The 18,724-nt window shown below is 51.7% G+C and carries 17 protein-coding genes and 1 rRNA gene; 9 read left to right on the top strand and 9 right to left on the bottom strand.

What is annotated here, in order from left to right:
- From AC0YOB_RS31370 to AC0YOB_RS31360, 3 genes are all read right to left on the bottom strand, one after another.
- A 16S ribosomal RNA gene (locus AC0YOB_RS31370) occupies positions 1-302 on the bottom strand; the annotation flags it as partial.
- A gap of 442 nt (positions 303-744) precedes the next feature.
- Positions 745-1,962, bottom strand: coding sequence for a sensor histidine kinase (locus AC0YOB_RS31365; RefSeq protein WP_475796121.1), 1,218 nt, complete (start codon positions 1,960-1,962; stop codon positions 745-747).
- A 128-nt stretch (positions 1,963-2,090) separates the two neighbouring features.
- Positions 2,091-2,771: a Na-translocating system protein MpsC family protein gene (locus AC0YOB_RS31360; protein WP_475796120.1), complete on the bottom strand. Its 681-nt coding sequence runs from the start codon at positions 2,769-2,771 to the stop codon at positions 2,091-2,093.
- A 333-nt stretch (positions 2,772-3,104) separates the two neighbouring features.
- On the opposite strand from AC0YOB_RS31360, the gene AC0YOB_RS31355 reads away from it, so the two are divergent.
- The 8 genes from AC0YOB_RS31355 to AC0YOB_RS31320 all read left to right on the top strand — a co-directional run bounded on the left by AC0YOB_RS31355 (position 3,105) and on the right by AC0YOB_RS31320 (position 10,832).
- Positions 3,105-3,884, top strand: a complete 780-nt coding sequence (locus tag AC0YOB_RS31355; RefSeq protein ID WP_475787991.1) for a glycosyltransferase family 2 protein — start codon at positions 3,105-3,107, stop codon at positions 3,882-3,884.
- Positions 3,881-5,713, top strand: coding sequence for a capsular polysaccharide export protein, LipB/KpsS family (locus AC0YOB_RS31350; RefSeq protein ID WP_475796119.1), 1,833 nt, complete (start codon positions 3,881-3,883; stop codon positions 5,711-5,713). Before AC0YOB_RS31355 ends, AC0YOB_RS31350 begins: the two co-directional genes overlap by 4 nt.
- Positions 5,714-5,727: 14 nt before the next feature.
- Complete coding sequence (gene pseC / locus AC0YOB_RS31345) at positions 5,728-6,930, top strand: UDP-4-amino-4,6-dideoxy-N-acetyl-beta-L-altrosamine transaminase (RefSeq protein ID WP_475796118.1); 1,203 nt, start codon at positions 5,728-5,730, stop codon at positions 6,928-6,930.
- A 17-nt stretch (positions 6,931-6,947) separates the two neighbouring features.
- Positions 6,948-7,679, top strand: a complete 732-nt coding sequence (locus tag AC0YOB_RS31340; RefSeq protein WP_475787994.1) for a cytidylyltransferase domain-containing protein — start codon at positions 6,948-6,950, stop codon at positions 7,677-7,679.
- A 26-nt stretch (positions 7,680-7,705) separates the two neighbouring features.
- Positions 7,706-8,776 (top strand): UDP-2,4-diacetamido-2,4,6-trideoxy-beta-L-altropyranose hydrolase, encoded by a 1,071-nt coding sequence (gene pseG / locus AC0YOB_RS31335; RefSeq protein WP_475796117.1) that lies wholly within the window; start codon positions 7,706-7,708, stop codon positions 8,774-8,776.
- A complete protein-coding gene (gene pseI / locus AC0YOB_RS31330; RefSeq protein WP_475787996.1) occupies positions 8,769-9,827 on the top strand; it encodes a pseudaminic acid synthase in 1,059 nt (352 codons plus the stop codon). The genes pseG and pseI overlap by 8 nt, the downstream gene beginning before the upstream one ends.
- An 8-nt stretch (positions 9,828-9,835) precedes the next feature.
- The gene (locus AC0YOB_RS31325) at positions 9,836-10,267 is read left to right on the top strand and encodes a GNAT family N-acetyltransferase (RefSeq protein ID WP_475787997.1); all 432 of its coding nucleotides are present in this window, start codon (positions 9,836-9,838) and stop codon (positions 10,265-10,267) included.
- A 262-nt stretch (positions 10,268-10,529) separates the two neighbouring features.
- Positions 10,530-10,832, top strand: coding sequence for a DUF2642 domain-containing protein (locus tag AC0YOB_RS31320; protein ID WP_475787998.1), 303 nt, complete (start codon positions 10,530-10,532; stop codon positions 10,830-10,832).
- A 137-nt stretch (positions 10,833-10,969) separates the two neighbouring features.
- Here AC0YOB_RS31320 and AC0YOB_RS31315 read toward each other — a convergent pair whose 3' ends face one another.
- Complete coding sequence (locus tag AC0YOB_RS31315) at positions 10,970-12,286, bottom strand: glycosyltransferase family 2 protein (protein ID WP_475796116.1); 1,317 nt, start codon at positions 12,284-12,286, stop codon at positions 10,970-10,972.
- Between the two features lie 349 nt (positions 12,287-12,635).
- Between AC0YOB_RS31315 and AC0YOB_RS31310 the strand changes: the two genes are divergently transcribed.
- Positions 12,636-12,974, top strand: a complete 339-nt coding sequence (locus AC0YOB_RS31310; protein ID WP_475788000.1) for an ArsR/SmtB family transcription factor — start codon at positions 12,636-12,638, stop codon at positions 12,972-12,974.
- A gap of 229 nt (positions 12,975-13,203) precedes the next feature.
- Here the strand turns inward: AC0YOB_RS31310 and AC0YOB_RS31305 are convergent, their stop codons facing one another.
- The 5 genes from AC0YOB_RS31305 to AC0YOB_RS31285 form a co-directional block, all read right to left on the bottom strand.
- On the bottom strand, positions 13,204-14,091 hold the full coding sequence (locus tag AC0YOB_RS31305; protein ID WP_475796115.1) for a phytanoyl-CoA dioxygenase family protein: 888 nt from the start codon (positions 14,089-14,091) through the stop codon (positions 13,204-13,206).
- A 94-nt stretch (positions 14,092-14,185) separates the two neighbouring features.
- Positions 14,186-15,049 (bottom strand): helix-turn-helix transcriptional regulator, encoded by an 864-nt coding sequence (locus AC0YOB_RS31300; RefSeq protein ID WP_475796114.1) that lies wholly within the window; start codon positions 15,047-15,049, stop codon positions 14,186-14,188.
- Between the two features lie 234 nt (positions 15,050-15,283).
- Complete coding sequence (locus AC0YOB_RS31295) at positions 15,284-17,170, bottom strand: transglycosylase domain-containing protein (protein WP_475796125.1); 1,887 nt, start codon at positions 17,168-17,170, stop codon at positions 15,284-15,286.
- 10 nt (positions 17,171-17,180) lie between these two features.
- Positions 17,181-17,570, bottom strand: coding sequence for a hypothetical protein (locus AC0YOB_RS31290; protein ID WP_475788003.1), 390 nt, complete (start codon positions 17,568-17,570; stop codon positions 17,181-17,183).
- Positions 17,571-17,794: 224 nt separating this feature from the next.
- The gene (locus AC0YOB_RS31285) at positions 17,795-18,691 is read right to left on the bottom strand and encodes a LysR family transcriptional regulator (RefSeq protein ID WP_475796113.1); all 897 of its coding nucleotides are present in this window, start codon (positions 18,689-18,691) and stop codon (positions 17,795-17,797) included.
- Between the last annotated feature and the right edge of the window lie 33 nt (positions 18,692-18,724).

Genomic DNA, 18,724 nt, shown 5'->3' with positions numbered 1-18,724 from the left:
CGGCTACGCATCGTCGCCTTGGTGAGCCGTTACCCCACCAACTAGCTAATGCGCCGCAGGCCCATCTCCAAGTGGCAGATTGCTCCGCCTTTCCCCATTTCGCCATGCAGCCAAATGGTGTATCCGGTATTAGCATCCGTTTCCGGATGTTATCCCAGCCTTGAAGGCAGGTTGCCTACGTGTTACTCACCCGTCCGCCGCTAACTCCGTTGAAAGCAAGCTTTCAACGAAATCCGCTCGACTTGCATGTATTAGGCACGCCGCCAGCGTTCGTCCTGAGCCAGGATCAAACTCTCCATAAAATGACTCATTACGTACTAGTATTGCTATTCTTTCACTTAAAAAAGTGAAAGGGCAGATCGCTCGTTGTTCAGTTTTCAAAGAACAAATTCTTTCTTGCTGCCTGCCGTTTTAGCGGCCGGAATAAGAATATACCATGGCCCAGAAATATATGCAACCCCTTTTTTCAATAAATTGAAATTTTCATTAAAATTCCTTCTTTCCACAGCTGCCTGCGGAATAACAAATTCCATGGGAATGGCTAATGACAAGATGCTGTAGACGAAAAGGTCCGCCATGTTTTTGGGCAGGAGCGAATCGTATGAGCTTATATGTCAGATTCAGGGCAAGAGATAGGAGAATGCGTTCACCACTGTCACGAACCCTCTTCTATTATAGACATGCCAGATGCTGCCGGATATAGATGGAATTATACCTTGCAGCTTTTCCGCTTATGAAGAAGCATTAGCCGGCATCTACTTTTATGGAAAAATAGAGTGTCGTCCCCTGCTCTTCCGAAATATCGACCCATATGCGGCCATTCATCATTTCCACCAATCGTCTGGAAATAACCCATTCTAGTCCCAGTGCCGCCTGATCGGTGCCTCGATGCGAAAAGCTCAGTGCTGCGAAATTATGCAGCAGCAGCTCTATTTTCTCATTTGGGATCCGGGTATGTGTTCCTCCAACCCTAATAAGCAGTTCCATTTCATGCTCGCTAACGTTTAACTCTCCGGGCTCGATTGATAGTAAGATTATGCCCTTGGTCGTATATTTAAGCGCATTTCCCACCGCCATGACCAGGATCTGACAGATCCGCGCCTGATCCCCGAAAAGGGCAGCAGGCATATGCGGGCTAATTCTGCTCTCCAACCTTATCCCGTTGCCCGTCAATTGACCGGCAAACCTATCCATAATGTCATCGACACAGCCATACAGGTCGAAAGGAAGATGGTCCAGCAGCATGGTACCTGCTTCGATCTCCGCCAGATCCACCACATCGTTCAAAAAGACCATCAGCTCTTCGCCGCTGAGTTGAACGATTCTGGCATAATCCTGCTGCTCCTCCGACAGATCCGTATCCTGCAGGAGGCTGGTCATTCCGATCACTCCATTCAGGGGCGTGCGGATGCCATGGCTGATCATTTTAAGGTAAAGGCTTTTTTCCGCATTTGCCTGTTCAACGCTTTCCCGGGCCCTCTCTGCTTGTTCCTTCATTAGCTGCAATTCTCCCTGCAAGAGATCCCATTCCACAGCGTAGCCAATCAACGCGGACATGGAGCCTAACAGCACTGCATCCTTGTCATCAAAAACACGGGAGGAGCTGTCGTCCAATGCGCACAACGTGCCGAATATACGGCCGTCGCCGAGTGTAACAGGCACACCTATGAAGGAGCAGTTCTTCAGCGCAGTAGTCAACGGCTTGGCGGACGTCAAGTGATGCTCAGAGACATTCCCGATCATCAGTGCCTCCATGCTCCCTTCCATAAGAAGCGGACAATAGGAGTGCTCATAAGGCAGAATTACACCTTCTTCCAGCAGAGCTTCCTTGCGGTTGTGGACTTTCAGCATAATCGTCGATACCTTATCGCTTGCCGCCAAGTAAAACGTGCTTGCCTGGAGTAATTGATTCATGGTCTTCCATACTTGTTCAATTGTCTCATCCAGTCCACGATAATCCAATTCGTCACCTGCTTTCTTTAATTGTTGGCCGAAAAGCACAAAAAAAAAGCCAAAGAAAGCGATCCCGCTTTTCTTTGGCTCCTGACTAGCGTATATGAAAAATATATCTTGTCAATTTGACCACGTATTTAATTTTTAAATGTATACACAAGAATGCTTTTGTCCCTCTCAAACTTCCAATCGAGGAACAAGCCTTCAACGGTTTTCCCAAGAATTTGCTTCATATCCACGTCATGGGCAAAGTGATGCTTCTCCAGCACGCGTTTGGATATCCGAAGCGTTCCTTCATAGCCCAATTCCAGCAGCTGCTTCTCGATCTTGATCAGCAAACCATAGCGGATGATGATCAGCGTCCGGGAATTCGTCCAGTAAGAATGGATGCGGTCCGGAATTTTCTCGCAAATTTGGGTTATATGCCCCACTCTTTCATGAATTGCATCTTTGCCTTCGTAGCTGTCATCTTCATTATTTTTTTTACCGGAAAACAATCCCACCATAATACCCGAGTGATGCTCCAAATCCCAGTCATAAAAAAATTCCTCAATTTCCTGATGAAGCGTGTCCTTAATATATTCATTCAAATCGGGGATTATCGAATCCATTACCAGCTTGCGCGTGTCCCGAAAGGCCTCTTCCTTCTGCTGATGAAGCATCAGCTTCTCGACCGGTCCGATAAAATTGCGAAGATGCATGGTAATGCACCGTGAATCATAAGAGATATGGATGGATTCCGGTCCTTTGCCAAAGCGATCCCGCAGCAGCTTGCTGATAAAACTTGATAATTGGCTTGATATTTCTTTTTCTTCCAAGAATACCCGTCCTTTAGCTCCAGACTTATGCCCCGTGCCATCATTCAGTATACATCATTAATGGGCTGACAACCAGATCCGTCATTTCGGCCCTGTCCGGATATCTGTCGCGCGCGGGCGTTGATGGCAGATTTTGTGTTTCTACTATAAATCGATAGGTTCACGTTTTTAAATTTGGAAGTGACGGCTTGCCACTATCATATCTCCCCTTGTCCCTGTAACCAAATAAGGGAAAACTGAATAAACTGAAGGATCGTGCAAGCATCTTACAGCAGCTTCACCAGATTGGAAGTTTCATATGGAAATGAACTAATCATAGAAAGGAGACTTCATTTGAGCAAAGTTTCAGTTATCATGACAAGCTATAACAAACCGGCCTTTGTCGGAAAAGCCATTGAAGGCATTCTTGGTCAGTCCCACGCGGATTTCGAACTCCTTTTAATGGATGACAATTCAAATGAGGAAACCGATCAGGTCATCGCAGCTTATCTGCAGGACAGCCGGATCCGCTATGTTAAAAGTCAAACAAAAGATATTGCCGAAAGGGCGGCTACTATCCGGTATGCTTCTCTTATCAATCAGGCAATTGACCTGTCAACAGGAGATTATATCACGTATATTACGGATGATAATGTGTATCGTCCGCAGAGACTTGAGAAAATGACAGCTTTCCTGAGCGAGAATCCCGAAGCGAACATCGTCTACTCCTCATCCATTACCAATCATATTAAAGATGACGGCACAATCACCAAATCGGTGTTCCGGCCTGCCGGGCGTCTGACCTGGCTCGCTCCCTGTGCGGTGGATCATTGCTCCATTATGCATCGCAGCTCCATCCTGCCCAGGATTTATGAACGCTGGGGCTCCTATTGGGATGAGAATCCTGAATATTACCGGATTGGCGATGCCAGATTTTTTTGGAGACTGAATCATTATTGGCCTTTTCATCCTTTGGATGAAGTGCTGGACGACAACTATATGACGGAGGGATCCTTTCACAGCCAGTTGTTCTCCAGGGAAAAATCGCAATTTATTCAGCTTCTCCCCCAGCAGCTTGACTGCAGGGAGCTGCGTGAGTCGCTCAGGCAGCAGCAGTCAGGAAAAATCGGATGAGCATCTATCTGCGTCATTATTGGGCATTGTTCAACGAATTCATCGAAGCCTTTGAGAGCATCAAATATAAGCATATTCCTTTGGGACTGTTATCCAATTTCTATCAATATTTGAGCGATGACATCAAAAGGTCAATGAGTGAAGCACAGTTTCAGGCCGTTTTGAAAAATCCCGTTACCGGTGACCAGGAAATTCAGCCTTTATTTGACCGGTATATGACGCCGTTCGTGAAACAGGAGGCTCCCTGTGAAGGCGGGAAAATTCTTGTGAACGGCACGTATCACCGTTTTCAGCCCAGCGTTTTTCTGGAGCGCTTTGACCCGCAAACCACCATGCTGTTATCCCGCGGCAAACCCTATCTGGGAATTCCGGTTGTTACCTTGAGTCATTATGAAACGGATGTGTCCGATACAGTGCGGGAATTAACGGAGGCTTGCGCCGGCCTGTTTGCACAATATGCCGATCATCCGGTCTTTCGCGACCAGCAGTTTCAAACCAGAACGCTGGACGATATTCCGCGGATGATTAAAGCGATGTCGTCTGTGGAAAAGATGCTCCAGAACGTTCCGGTGTCCTGCGCAGTCGTCGGGACGACAGAGGATCTTACAAGCCGTGTTCTCTGCCTGGTCGGGGCATCCATGGGGGTTCCCTCGGTATGTCTCCAGCACGGAGTCATTATGGGAGAAGAAGCCTTCCTTCCTGTATTTGCGACTGTCCAGGCGGTTTACGGGCAGTATGAAATGGATTGGTATGCCGGCAAGGGGACCGGTCCCCAGCAAATCAAAATGGTGGGGCATCCCCGTTACGATGTCATTTATACGCGGGCCCGCATGCCGGCTTCGAATATTATCCATTCGTTGTCGCTACAGCCGGATACAGCCAAAATACTCATGATTACGCAGCCGCAGACGAACAAAGCCTTATTCACCCGGTCGGTAAAACTGATCGTGCAGTCCCTGATTGTGGAAGTCTTGATCAAACCGCATCCCTGGGAGAAGAAGAAAGGCCTGATTACGGAATATCAGCAGCTGGAAACGGAATTCCCCACAGTCCGGATCGTCCCTCCAGAAGTGGATCTATACGATCTGATTCCCCACACTGACATCGTGGTCATGGAAAATTCTACGGTGGGACTGGAAGCCATGTTATTCGGCAAAGCCGTTATCGTGTTCAGGGACCCGGATGCGGAAAAACAGTACAGCTATTACGACGATATGCATCCCTTCATCCAGCTGACGCCGGAGGGTCTTGCCGGTCAGATCAAGGAAGCGGTCGGCAGCGCAGCATTGCGGGAGCAGCTCCAATTGAAAATAAAGCAGTTTGCCGATTATGCTTATCCCCTGAAATTAGCGGGACCTGAGCTTCTGAAGCTCCTTCATGAATTGTCCGGACATCCCCCTTCACCCTCACCTTCCAATCCTATAGTCAAGGACGGAATGCTGGTCAAGAACAGCAGTCAGCAGGCAAGCAAAATTGAGAACGGCTGTTTGCGGCCCTTCTCATCGACCGATGTATTTCAGCAATCCGGATACAGATGGGATGATGTGTATCAGATCGACGATCGGCTCCTGTCGCAAATACCCGACGGTGAAATGATTGATGCGGACAGCCCCGGGACAGAACCATCCGATACGCACCGTGAGCTGTTCCCTACAGAAGGGTGCTTGATTAAAGGTTCAGGGCCTGAAGTCTATCAGATCGAATCAGGTTTGAAGCGCCTGCTTGTGGATGCGGATTTGCTTCGCTTGGACGCTCCGGCGGAGGTCGTCTATCACATCGACGACCGGATTCTGCAGCGGATACCAACGGGCTTACTCCTCCGGAAATAAAAAGAGGAAAGAATGTGTTTGCGATCGATAAGTTAGCCATAACGGGCGGGAAGCCCGTAAGAAAAAAGCTGTTGAAATATGGCGGCCAGTGGATTGAAAATGATGATATCCGCGCGGTTATGAACATCCTGAAAAGCGACTTTCTCACCACCGGCCCCTCCGTGGCGGAGTTCGAACAGATGCTGGCGGAGTATGTCGGCGCCCCCTATGCCGTAGCCTTCTCAAGCGGAACAGCCGCTCTCCACGCCGCCTGCTGCGTGGCAGGAATCGGCCCCGGCGATGAAGTTATCACCACTTCCCTGACCTTCGCCGCAAGCGCCAATTGCATCTTGTACTGCGGGGCAAGTCCGGTATTCGCCGACATCGACGAAAACACCTATAATATCGACCCTGCCTCCATTGAGAGCAAAATAACGAATAAGACCAAAGCGATCCTGCCCGTGCATTTTGCAGGTCAGCCCGTTGATTTGTCAGCCATTATGGAAATTGCCGCAAGGCATGGCCTGATCGTGATTGAGGATGCGGCTCACGCGCTTGGGGCCGAATACGGCAGCCAAAAAATTGGCAGCGGGGGAAATATGGCCTGCTTCAGCTTTCATCCGGTCAAGCATATAACAACAGGCGAAGGGGGAGCCGTCACCACCCATGATGCAGCTTTGTACGAGAAGCTGGTTCAGTTCAGGAGCCACGGCATTATCAGGGACCCCGGCAGCCTTACGCTGCAGCCCGGAGCATGGTATCACGAAATGCAGTTTCTCGGCTATAATTACAGGCTTACAGATTTCCAGGCCGCTCTCGGAATCAGCCAATTCCGCAAGGTCGACCGTTTTCTCAGGCTGCGCCGCGAATATGCGGCTCTATATACGGAGGCTTTCAAGGATATGGGGGAGCTGAGCCTCCCTTCCCAGTCTCCAGCTTCTCTATCGTCCTGGCATCTCTATACGATACGCTTGAATACCCGTTGCTTGAATGCGGACCGAAGGGATATCTATGACGCTTTATGGAAGGAAAACATTGGCGTTAATGTGCATTACTTACCAGTTTACCTACATCCCTACTATAAACAGCTCGGATATGAGACGGGCCTTTGCCCTAAAGCGGAGCAGCTGTACGAGGAGCTGCTCACTCTACCCTTATTTCCCAGAATGTCGCGAAAGGATGTTAATGATGTGATCACGGCACTAAAAAAAGTGCTGCATTATTATTCTAAATTGTGAGCAGGGGAGCAGTTCCTATGAAAATAGCGGCTATTGTCCAGGCAAGAATGAATTCCACCCGGCTGCCCGGAAAAGTCCTTCAGGAGGTACTGGGCAAACCCCTGCTCCGCTATCAGCTGGAGCGTGTGAAAGAATCGGCATTCATCAGCGATTTGATCGTCGCCACGTCTGTCTCAGCTGCGGATGACCCGATTGCCGCGTTATGCCAATCGCTTGGAGTCAACTTTTACCGCGGCTCTGAATCTGATGTATTGGAGCGCTATTACGAAGCGGCTTTGCAAAGCGGCGCTGATATCGTCGTCCGTCTTACGGGAGACTGCCCGCTGCACGATCCCGGCATCATCGATCAGGTCATTCAAGCTTACCTGGACTCGCCCGCTTCCTATGATTATGTATCCAATACTCTCCAACGGACCTTCCCGCGCGGTCTTGACACAGAGGTGTTCTCAATCGATGCCTTGACCAAGGCCCACGCGGAAGCCTTCGAGGAATCGGATCGCGAGCATGTTACCCCGTACATTTACAGGCATCCCGATTCCTTTGAAATCCTGCAGCTCACCAACAGGCAGGATTGGAGCCGCTACCGCCTGACCGTCGATACGCCAGAGGACTTTCGACTCATTCGGCTGATTCTGGAGGCGCTCTACCCGTCAAATCCCCTTTTTGGCATGGAGGATATTCTGCAGCTTCTGGACCAGAACAAGGATTGGAGCCGATTAAACTCGCATATTGAGCAAAAAAAATGGTAAACAGGCCATTATGGAGGTGAGGATACATGTTTATCCGTGCTGATGCTTCCATTGAAATGGGAACGGGTCATATCATGAGATGCTTGACAGTGGCTGAAATGTGGAGGGATTCAGGAATTCAGTGCCAGTTTATTACCCGGGTATTGCCGGGTGATTTGAATCATTTCATTACACAGCAGGGGTTCACGGTCATTTCCCTTGCCGGTCTCGATGCTTCGGCAGGATGGGAGGAGGACGCGGATCAAACCCTTGCCATACTGGCTCCTTATGCTCCCGTCGACTGGATTCTGGTGGACCATTATAATCTGGATCTTGCATGGGAGCTGAAGATCAAGCCCTTCGTAAACAAACTGGTTGTCATTGATGATTGGGTGCACAGGCGGCATGCATGCGACCTGCTTATTAATGCCAATATTTACGATGAGGCTGCAGCTCATACACAGAGAGCGAATGTGCCTCCCGGCTGCCTGACCTTACTCGGCCCCTCCCATGCCCTGCTGCGGAACGAATTCAGGGAAAGGGCCAAGATACCCCGCGTCAGGGACGGCAGCATCCACCGGATTCTTGTAAGCTTCGGAGGCAGCGACCATACGAATCAGACAAGTAAAATATTAAGAGCCTTCAAGCAGCCGGGATTTTCTTCTATCCAAATTGATGTCGTCATCGGCCGGGCCAATCCGTACCAGGCGGAAATTCAGTCTTTATGCGCCGGTCTGCCCCAGGTGCAGGTACACCTTCACAGCGATGACATGGCCACCCTGATGCAGAAGGCCGATCTTTGTATAGGCGCTGTGGGGACGACCTCATGGGAGCGGTGCTATCTGGGACTTCCGGCACTTTGTTTGACGGTGGCCCATAATCAATCGGATGCAGCGGCATTCCTGCACCAGGCAGGAGCCGTTATTCATCTTGGATGGTTTGAGAACGTCACAGAGGACGATATCGCCCGATCGGTGAGACATGTCATGGAGCAGCCTTCGATTGCTGCTGACATGTCTGTCAAAGCCAGACGCATCATGAAGGACTACGACCGGCATGCAGCCATGCTCATTCCTGCATGGTTATCCAACGATAAGGCGGTGAACACGGATGAATGAAATCATGATCGCAGGCAGAAAAATCGGCTCTGCTGCGGAGCCCTTCATCATCGCGGAAATGTCCGGCAATCATAATCAGTCACTGGACCGCGCCCTCCAAATAGTAGAACAGGCCGCAATGTCCGGCGCGCACGCGCTGAAGCTCCAAACCTACACGGCAGACACGATGACCTTAAATATCCAATCCGGTCAATTTCATATTAATGACAAGGCGAGCTTATGGAATGGTCAGTCCTTATACGATTTGTACAATCAGGCCTATACCCCCTGGGAATGGCATCAGGCCATCTTTGAATACGGGCGCAAGCTGGGCTTGATCGTGTTCAGCTCCCCGTTTGATGAAACGGCGGTTGATTTTCTGGAGACGCTTGGCGCCCCCTGTTACAAAATTGCTTCTTTCGAGAATACGGATCTCCCGCTCATACGCAAAGCAGCATCGACCGGGAAGCCCGTTATTATTTCAACCGGAATGGCCACTGTCTCTGAATTGCATGAAGCTGTAACGGCATGCAGGGAGGCGGGCTCGGGGCAAATCATTTTATTAAAATGCACCAGCGCTTATCCCGCGCCGGTCGATCATTGCAATATTGCGACAATTCCCCATATGCAGCAGCTGTTTGACTGCCCTGTCGGCTTGTCCGATCATACGCTTGGCATGGGCGTAGCCATTGCCAGTATTACGATGGGAGCCTCTGTTATCGAGAAGCATTTCACGCTGTCGCGGCAGGAGGGCGGAGTGGATTCGGCTTTTTCCATGGAACCGGCTGAGATGAAGCTGCTGGTGGAAGAGTCCGATAAAGCCTGGCGGGCGATGGGAAAAATTGCATATGGCCCTGATGAAGCCCAGCAGGCATCGCTCCAATTCAGAAGATCCCTGTACGCGGCTGCGGACATTAAGAAAGGGGAAGCTTTCACCAGGCAAAATACAAGAATTATCCGGCCGGGTTACGGCCTTCCGCCCAAATATTATGAGCTCATTCTGGATTCCAGGGCTGTGGCGGATATTGATGAAGGGACCCCTTTGAGCTGGGATCTGATAATAGGAGGCTGAAGCGGTATATGGATATCCGGGAGGCGACGGCGGAGGATGCACAGCAGCTATTCGATTGGCGCAATGAACCTGCGGTTAGAGAAATGTCCTTGGAAAGCGGTCCGTTGGATTGGGAGACCCATCTACGCTGGCTTAATAAGGCACTCCTGAACGAAGATCTGAAAATTCTGATGGTTATGGAGGAACAAGAGCCGATCGGCACTTTCAGACTGGAGCGTCTGGCCCCGTCGCTTGTCCTCATCAGCATCATATTATCGCCTTCATCCCGGGGGAAGGGTTATGGATCTTCAATCATTCAGGCTGCATCGGCAGTATGCGAAAAATATTTCGGCAGCGTGACAATCCGGGCTTGTATTAAAGCCGGGAACAGCATTTCGCAAAAAGCTTTTGCCAAGGCGGGCTACCAGCTGGATGCTTATATTATGGAATTCCGCTGCTGAATGCCTTATAGGTGGATGAACCAATTCATATAGACGAGTTCCCTGAGCATGACCCATAGCATATTCTGTCATTATCTGGACTATCCACCAAAAAGGAGTGGTGAAAAACATGGGTTTGCGTAAGTCACGTCTCCATTCCACTTGCCGTAAACCAAAGGGCTATCGAAAAATAAGGATTGTCTCCAGCTGCCATAAATCAAAATTGCGCAGGAAAAGAAGTAAACAAACCTGCAATTCAAGCCTGAGAAGACTTCAGGCGCAGGTGCTGGCTTCGTCGGCCAGCCTGGAGCAGCTGACTGCAAGCGTTTCGTCCATGACGACATTCGTGAACCAGACCCGCAATGACGTGAATGTATTGCAAAATGAGTTCACCGCTTTGTCGGCAACGAATCAGGATATAAGAGAACAGTTCATAGCCAGAATAGGCACGACGATTAATATCGAAACACCTGCCGGATCCGTGACTGGTCTGCTCATCGCCGTTGGCGACGATTATCTGGAGATTCTGGAAACTTCCGGAACGACTGCGATTGTCAGAATTGCAAAAATCAATTCCTTCAGCTGATTCCAATTAAGGAGAGAGGGTCTTAATCATGAATTTTTCCGGTATTATGACAACTTTCATCGGCCGGAACGTTGAGAGCTTTCAGGAGGGACAATTTCTGACAGGGAAGCTGGTCGGCGTTTCCGAAGGAAACTTGATCATTCAGGTGGTTCAGAACATCTACTCCCCGGTGTCGGGGCAGGCTCATGTGCTGATTCCAAATATCGATTTTGTCCGCATTCTTCCATAGCTGACCGAAACCAGTGCCTCCATTGCGCATAATTATCCTGGTTGGAGCGGGTGATGCTTGTATGGCGGAGTCTGCGGTGGTAGAGAACATCAGGGACATGCCGGGCGGAAAAAGAACGGGACATGCGGCTGAGCATCTGGAAATCCTCGTAAAGCCGCCCATCAAATATGCCTTCTTCCCACCAGCCGCCGATCTCTCTTAGAGCGGTCAGGCGATAGAGACGGGGAGCAATGGGCGCTGCTTCATCCAGGAGCCGCTTCTCGTCCAACTCGGTCATGGATGACACGGTTCGCCTGAAAAGGAGCTCTTGGTTGGAGCGCATCAGCCATTCATCGTGGTTGGCGTAAAGAACGCTTATACCGTCTGCATCCGCAATGGATGCAGCCAGGGTCTGCAAACAATCAAAAGCAAGCCAGTCGTCGGCATCCAGCTCCAGAAGCCAGCTCCCCCTCGCAGCTGCAGCCGCCTGGTTCAGGCAGCAGGATTTGCCCTGGTTATGTTCGCTGCGCAAAAGCCGCACACGGGGATTCTCCAGAAACTGCTCCAGCTTCTCGGCCGTCGCATCGCCGGATCCGTCATCCACGATGATCAGCTCCCAGGATGAAAAGGATTGTTCAAAGACACTGCGGATGGACCAGGGAAGGAAATCAGCGCTGTTATACGTGCAAATAACAATAGAGAAAATGGGGTCCTGCTCAACCGGGCTGACAGGCGAATTGTCCCTTGTCAGAAGCGGAGCAATGCGCGGCCACTGGTCCTTCTCTTTTCTCCAGGATGGAGAATATGAGATGGGCTGGCTCCTCAATCGCGCCGCGGGGAATTCCCTCCAGCTCCAGTCTGCCGACAAGCGATGCATCATTTCATACAGTACATAGCCGCCAAATGGAAGCCAGTCCCTGGCGGCAAAGCCTCCGGCGTCCAGCACCGCAGCCTTGCGCCAAACCACCGGTCCCCTGGAAGCTGAATGCCTGTCATCTCCTGGCCTTATGGCAGTGTCTCCGCTGAGACAGAGTCCTGCATGATGGAAGGCAAGCTCATCCAGACAGGATTGAAGCTCCGACCGGAAACCGGATTCCATTCGCTCACCTGCCAATAAAGTAAGAAAAAAGGGCTCGGCATCCCATGTAATGGCTTCATTCAGGAATTCGCCGGGATGGCCTTCGATCTTATGAATGGACCAGGAGGGCGCTTCTTGTATAACCGTTTCCTCTGTCATTTCGGCCATAAGGGAACGGCCTTCCGGATTTAAGATGAACACGTTCACAGTCCCACTTTCCCTCCGATGGCAGAAGGCATAACGGCGGCTTCTTTCTTATCTAATATATGGCTATCTGCGGAGATTGGTTCACTATTTCTTTTAACCCTAAGCTAAAGCCAGTGCGGGAATAAACAATCCTCCAACCGCCATGGGTTAAAGCTTGACCATTTAATATTCCTTGACAGGAATATTCCAAAAGGGGTATATTTAGTATATAAATTCCATCGATCAGTCCCGGTAAGCTTGTGCTGGAACACCAGGCCTCGCTATAATGAATACTTGGGCAAATTAAATCGTTTGAGAGTGGGTTGAGGCTATGAATGCATTGACTTTCAGTGCTCTTGCTGAGCCCAACCGTTTAGACATTGTCGAGCTTCTGCGCGACGCTCCTCTCCCCGTGGGGGAAATTGCCGATCGGCTTGGGCTCAACCAGCCGCAAGTATCCAAACATCTTCGCGTATTAAGCGATGCCGGACTCGTCGAGGTGCAGCCGGTCGCCAATAAGCGGATTTACAAGCTGCGTCCCAAATCGCTCATGGAGCTGGACGAGTGGCTGGAGTCCTTCCGCCATATTTGGGAGGAGAGGTTCGACCGTTTGGATGAGTATCTGCGCGAACTGCAAGAAAAGGAAAAGAACAGCAAAGAGAAGGATTAGTTCCAAATCAAACTGTTGTCCAAAAAATCACCCCGCCGGAGCACATCTTCTTCCTCGATGTCTTCTCGGGCGAGGAAGGCAAGGGCGAAACACGGGATTCCCTTACCGAGCATTTGCAGGAAATCCAGCGCGTATCATTACCCGGATTTCGCGCACAAATCAGGCTGCCGTCAACAACGGCAGCCTGATTTTGTCGTTACTGCAACACTAGTTGAATATAGGCAGATCTCTAAACCCGGTGCAGCTTGCCCTCTGCCCGGCGCAGCTTGGCTTCCTGCCACAGCGTACGCCACTCGTCAGCTTGTGTCAGCACCAGCTCCGGCTGCTTCTCGCTTCTTACCGCAAAGGATGGATGGATGGAGCGCCCGGACTGCGCCCCGAGCTTGTGGTAGCGCAAATCAAGCGACCAGCGTACGATGTCCGAGGTATTCGTCGTCCCGCGGTGAGGGGTATATTTGTTCATAATTACAATGCTGCCCTTGCGGCATTCGGCCAGCACCGGCTGAACATGGGGCAGCTGCTCGGGAACAATCGTCGTCCCCCCTTCTTTGCGATGCTTCAGATATCCCAGCTTGGAGACCTCCGGCATCACTTCCATACAGCCCGTCTCGGCGGTTGCATTCACAAGCGGCAGCCAGAACGTGATGATTTCCGAAGCATCGGAGTCCACGCTCGTAACGGCGCAATCCTGGTGCCACGGCACATTCTGGAAGTAATCCGGCTCCGCATTCGCTCCCGGCTTCCAGGGCAGCTTGGCCCGCAGATGCTGAATCGGATTGCAGCTCAGCTCGCTGCCGAGCAGGCATTCCACAACGTCCAGCAAATGATCGTTCCCGAGAAAGCGGAAGATGGCATCGCCAAGGTAATCGCTGATGTCAAAGGCTTTGCCGATAGCGGGGCACTGCGCATGCAGCAGGGCAAAACGCCGCTCGAACGATTCATGCTCATGGAGCTCAGTGATTTTCCCCTCGGCATGCAGGGCCCTTGCCCGTTTATCGATCTCCTGCTCCAGCTCGTCAATAACCGGCTGCAGGTCTTCGTCCGTCAGCACATCCTCGGCAATCAGATAGCCTTCTGTCTGATAATGAATGATTTGATCAATGGTAAGTCCCTTCATTTCCTTCTCCCCTTCTCATGAAAGATGCGGTTATAATGGCATCATAACAAGTATGCGAGGGACGTTGAAGGTAAAATCTACCCGCATATGCGGACTATATTATCCTATAGTTCGTCGGAGCCCTGCCATGCTGCTGCCGGAAAACACGGGCAAAATAGGAAGCATCCTCATAACCCAGCATCTCGGCAATGGCATACACAGGCAAATCGGTATATAGCAGCAGCTTCTCGGCTTCGGTCATGCGTACCCGCTGCAAATAAGTCATGGGAGACTCTCCGGTATGCTCCTTAAATATCCGGCAGAGATAATTAGGCGTCCAATGCGCCAAATGAGACAGCTCTTCCAGCGTGATATGCTCCTTCATGTGGGCTTTCATATAATGCTTCAATACCGCAACGGTCTCCGCACCGGATCGCGCGCTTTCCGTATCGAGCCTGGCAATGCGCCAGAGCGTTTCCTCCGTCCGCAGCATCAGATCTATCACCATCAGCGACAAATGCTCGGGTGTAACATAGTTCATCGAAGGCTCAAGCAGCCGGTGAAAGCCCTCCAGCAGGAATGGCTGCAAAAGCGGCGGCACCGGAACCGGCCCGTCTCTCATCGAGTCCGGCAGCGCCGAGCCTCTTTTCTCCGAAATCCAGTCCAAAAAATTGGCCTCAAATGGCTGTCCCTCACCATCGAGGACGAGAAAGGTGCATTCCAGATTGGAGAGCGGCCTTGCCTCGTCGCCTTGAAATTCATGCCATTCATTGGGATTTATAATATAAAGCAGCCCCGGTTCCGCTTTGCTGCGCCGGTCATCCACCGCAAAGCTGCCTTCTCCCTCCGTAATATACATGAAATGAAATACGGGATGCCGATGCCGTGTGGTAATACTGCCTGTGCGATGCTGCTGCTTGTCTGTCGTAACATGTTCAACCCGCAGTTCCCTGCCGTTCATTAGAACACGAATGCTCATTTTTCGAATAAACCTCCGCATCGGGAAAGGATAAGGATCATGGCCAGACGTTCTTTCCTTACTCTAGCATAAAAGAGCAGGGCACGAAAACTGCGTGCTTCATGCCGAGGGCCGCGGCGAACAGAAATAAAAAAAGTCCTGTCCCTGGAGGAGGGCAGGACGGATTCAAACGCTCATGCGGCCGACCGCCGTCATGCAGCGCCGCACCGCGCGCTGGGAGCTGCGCGCGGTGCTTTATTGGCATTGCTTCATTATAGCTGCGAACATGGCCGCAGCGGTCCCGCTGCCAGCCGTCATATAATTATCCCTGCTGCTGGTATCGAAGCCCATCCATATGGAAGCCGTCAGTTTGGAGGTGTAGCCGACAAACCACAAATCACGGTTGGCTTGTCCCGTTAAGCCGTCAATATCCAACTGGGTGGTTCCGGTCTTGCCGGCTGTCCAGCTTCCGAGCTTCGCCTTCCGCCCCGTGCCATGATCGACCACTTCTGTCAGCAGCCGGGTCATATCGGACGCCGTCTGACGCGTCATGACCTGCTTGTTCAGCAGTGGACTGGCATAGACCGTATGACCATTAGCATTCTTGATCAGTTTGACAGCATGCGCTTCGTTGAAATTGCCGTTATTGGCAAATGCGCTGTAGGCCTGGGCCATGGCAAGCGGCGACACCCCGTCATGAAAGCCGCCCAGTGCGGCAGCCAGATTGCGGTCCTGATTCCCCAGCCGGATGCCCAGATTCTCCGTAAACGCAGCTGCCGCCGGTAGCCCTACCTGATTGAGCAGCCAAACGGCCGGGGCATTAATCGATTGCTCCATTGCCTGCTCCATCGTCACCGAACCCAGATAACGGCCGCTAAGGTTCGCTGGCTTATAGCTGCCGTAAGCAACGGGCATATCCTGCAGTCTGGTCTGCGGACGGAATTCGCCGGATTGCAGAGCAGGCCCATAAACCAGTATCGGCTTGATGGCCGAGCCGGGCTGACGGGAAATATTCACCGCGCGGTTGAGACCGCCCTGCCTATAATCCCGCCCTCCGGCAAGCGCCCTTATTTCCCCCGTGCTGTTATCCAGGATAACAGCCGCCCCCTGCACCTGCTGCGTCGCTCCATCCTTCGGAAAATAACGATCCTGCCGGAAAGCCTCTTCCGCAGCCTGCTGATAGCCCGGATCCAGTCCCGTTACAATGGTGTAGCCCCCTGTCATCAGCTTCTCCCTGGTCAAGCCCGTTACAGCTTCCGCTTCCTGAAGCGCATAGTCGGTATAGGCGGCATAAGTACGCTCCGGCGCAGCTGATTCAGGAGGCACATATTCGACGCTCTTTGCCTCCAGCATCTGAGCCTTGCCGATATACCCCTGCTCATGCATCAGAGTGAGTACTACAGCCCGCCGTTCCTTGTTCCGCATGGCGTCATCAACGGGATTGTAAACCGAAGGACCTTTCGGAATGGCGGCTAGCGAAGCAATCTGCCACAGCTTCAGCTTGCGCAGATCGGCAGTGCCGAAATACCGCTCTGCCGCAGCCTTCACCCCGTACTGCTGCCTGCCCAGATAGACATGATTGAGATAGAGCGTCAGCAATTGCTGCTTGGAGTATGCCTTCTCCAGCGCTCCGGCAATCGCCGTCTCCAGAAATTTGCGCGAGAGCGTCTGATCTGTAGTGAGAAATACGGTTCTGGCCAGCTGCTGCGTCAAGCTGCTACCGCCCTGTTCGATTCCTCCCGATGCCAGATTGACGCGCACCGCTCTGGCAATACCGATCCAGTCCAAACTGCCATGCTTATAGAAGCGGCGGTCCTCGGTTGCGAGAAAGGCCTGTTGCAGGAGGAGAGGAATTTCGTCGCCCGCTGCTGCCAGGCGGTTCCCGTGCCCCGGGGAGATGAGTTTCTTGACAGGAGCGCCGCTGCGGTCCGTGATCACGCTCGTTGTCACCGCCAGCAAACGCTCCGATTGGCTCCGCAAAATATATCCGCCTGTCATCGTCATGCCCAGATAACCGAGGAGCATGACGACGATGCCAAGGATGCATAAATCAAAAACAAAATACCCCCGCCGCCGCTTGGCAAAGCTGCGGGAAATCTGGTTTACCATTGCCCGCCATTGATGCAGCCGCCGCAAATGCATATCCACCGGCTTAATGCAGCTCCTTCGCGTGATGCATGGGCAGTATGCGGATTTCGGTTAACTCATCCATTTTACCGTCTTCATCTGCGGCTGCAGGTTTATCCCCGCCGGCTGCATAGAGCTGGCAAAGCTCCGCCAAATCGGAACGAATTTTGCCTGAGCGCCAATAAAAGAACAACAGAAACAACAGGCTTCCGGCAAGCAAAGCAGTCGGGTACGCCCCGATATGATTAATGATCCAATTGAACAGTTTCACATAGGGCGCATCGTATTGCAGACCCGCATGATAAAAAAAAGCGGCTAAGCGGTATCCCAAATAGAGCAGTATCCCGCTCATCAGAGCGCTGGCTGCTCCGACATACAAGAATTTGAAACGAATTCTTCTGAAAATAAACTCCATACCTTCATCGCCCCCATCTCCTGCTTTTAAGGACATTTTACCGGAGCGATCTTAAGGTTATGGTTATGCAGTTCTTAACTTTTCCTTAAACCGGCAGGAAGAATGCGATTAATTCCCCATAGCTTGCGCTGCATTCACTGAATGACAAGAGGCTCCGCCGACAGCTTCCGAACTCCCGATACCCAGCCCATCTCCCTCAGACTACGTACTTTTGGAATCACCAGTCAGCTCCCATTCCGAAAGCTGTCGATAAAATGGAGGGCGCCCGCCGATAAATAGCGGTCCTTCATCCAGACCACGCCCACCTCGGACTGAAAGTCCGCGTCCTTGATCTCCAGCATCCGTACAACATCCGACGGGAAGGAAGACATGACCGATTTAGGAAAAATGGTGGCGCCGATCCCTTCGGCAATGAGCGACATTATAATGGCCACACTGGAGCATTCACAAATAATGTCCGGCGCGAAGCCGTGACGGAGACATTCATTCATTACCTGCTCATGCATCCATGTCGTTTGATCCGTCTTCAAGGTCAGATATGGAAAGTCCGCCAAATCCGCCATATGAATGGATTCCTCTTCCGAATAGGCCGTCCATGAGCTTGGAATTACAACAACGAACGGGTCGGAGGGCAGCGGAAGCACGTCGTACCGCCTGGGGTCGTGCAGCGCCTCGAAAGGCAGCCGGGCCACAACCAGCTCAATAGCCCGCTTCTCCAGCTGTTCCCCCAAATAAACATGATCCCCTTCCAGAATCTTGAAGGTTATCTGCGGATACTTGTCCCGGAACGACTGGATGCGCGGCGGCAGGAGTGAAATACAGGACACTACCGAGCCGATGGAGAGAAGTCCCCTTATGCCTTCCCCGGTTTCCTTCACTTCCCTGACCGCTTCCTCGAACTGGTTCAGCAGCAGCTCGCCCTTCTCCTGAAGCAGCTTGCCGGCCTCAGTCAGCTTTAAACGCTTGCCGCTCCGGTCGAACAATCGTACACCCAGTTCTTCCTCGATCAGCTTGAGCTGCCGGCTCAGCGGAGGCTGTTCCATGTTCAGCTGCCTGGCCGCGCGTGTAACCTGCCCTTCTCTGGCGATGCTTAGAAAATACCTCAGCTGGCGAATATCCATGATTTCACCCCATATATACCGATAAGGTATGAT

It is taken from the genome of Paenibacillus sp. JT31N17, from assembly GCF_056269255.1.
This window is presented reverse-complemented; position numbering and strand designations above follow the sequence as displayed.

Excerpts from the sequence above, each read along its gene's own strand:
- AC0YOB_RS31305 (WP_475796115.1), bottom strand. The coding sequence starts at position 14,091 with ATGAAGGGACTTACCATTGATCAAATCATTCATTATCAGACAGAAGGC.
- AC0YOB_RS31300 (WP_475796114.1), bottom strand. The coding sequence starts at position 15,049 with ATGAGCATTCGTGTTCTAATGAACGGCAGGGAACTGCGGGTTGAACAT.
- AC0YOB_RS31325 (WP_475787997.1), top strand. The coding sequence starts at position 9,836 with ATGGATATCCGGGAGGCGACGGCGGAGGATGCACAGCAGCTATTCGAT.
- AC0YOB_RS31295 (WP_475796125.1), bottom strand. The coding sequence starts at position 17,170 with ATGCATTTGCGGCGGCTGCATCAATGGCGGGCAATGGTAAACCAGATT.
- AC0YOB_RS31350 (WP_475796119.1), top strand. The coding sequence starts at position 3,881 with ATGAGCATCTATCTGCGTCATTATTGGGCATTGTTCAACGAATTCATC.
- pseI (WP_475787996.1), top strand. The coding sequence starts at position 8,769 with ATGAATGAAATCATGATCGCAGGCAGAAAAATCGGCTCTGCTGCGGAG.
- pseG (WP_475796117.1), top strand. The coding sequence starts at position 7,706 with ATGTTTATCCGTGCTGATGCTTCCATTGAAATGGGAACGGGTCATATC.
- AC0YOB_RS31290 (WP_475788003.1), bottom strand. The coding sequence starts at position 17,570 with ATGGAGTTTATTTTCAGAAGAATTCGTTTCAAATTCTTGTATGTCGGA.
- AC0YOB_RS31285 (WP_475796113.1), bottom strand. The coding sequence starts at position 18,691 with ATGGATATTCGCCAGCTGAGGTATTTTCTAAGCATCGCCAGAGAAGGG.
- AC0YOB_RS31310 (WP_475788000.1), top strand. The coding sequence starts at position 12,636 with ATGAATGCATTGACTTTCAGTGCTCTTGCTGAGCCCAACCGTTTAGAC.
- AC0YOB_RS31340 (WP_475787994.1), top strand. The coding sequence starts at position 6,948 with ATGAAAATAGCGGCTATTGTCCAGGCAAGAATGAATTCCACCCGGCTG.
- AC0YOB_RS31315 (WP_475796116.1), bottom strand. The coding sequence starts at position 12,286 with ATGGCCGAAATGACAGAGGAAACGGTTATACAAGAAGCGCCCTCCTGG.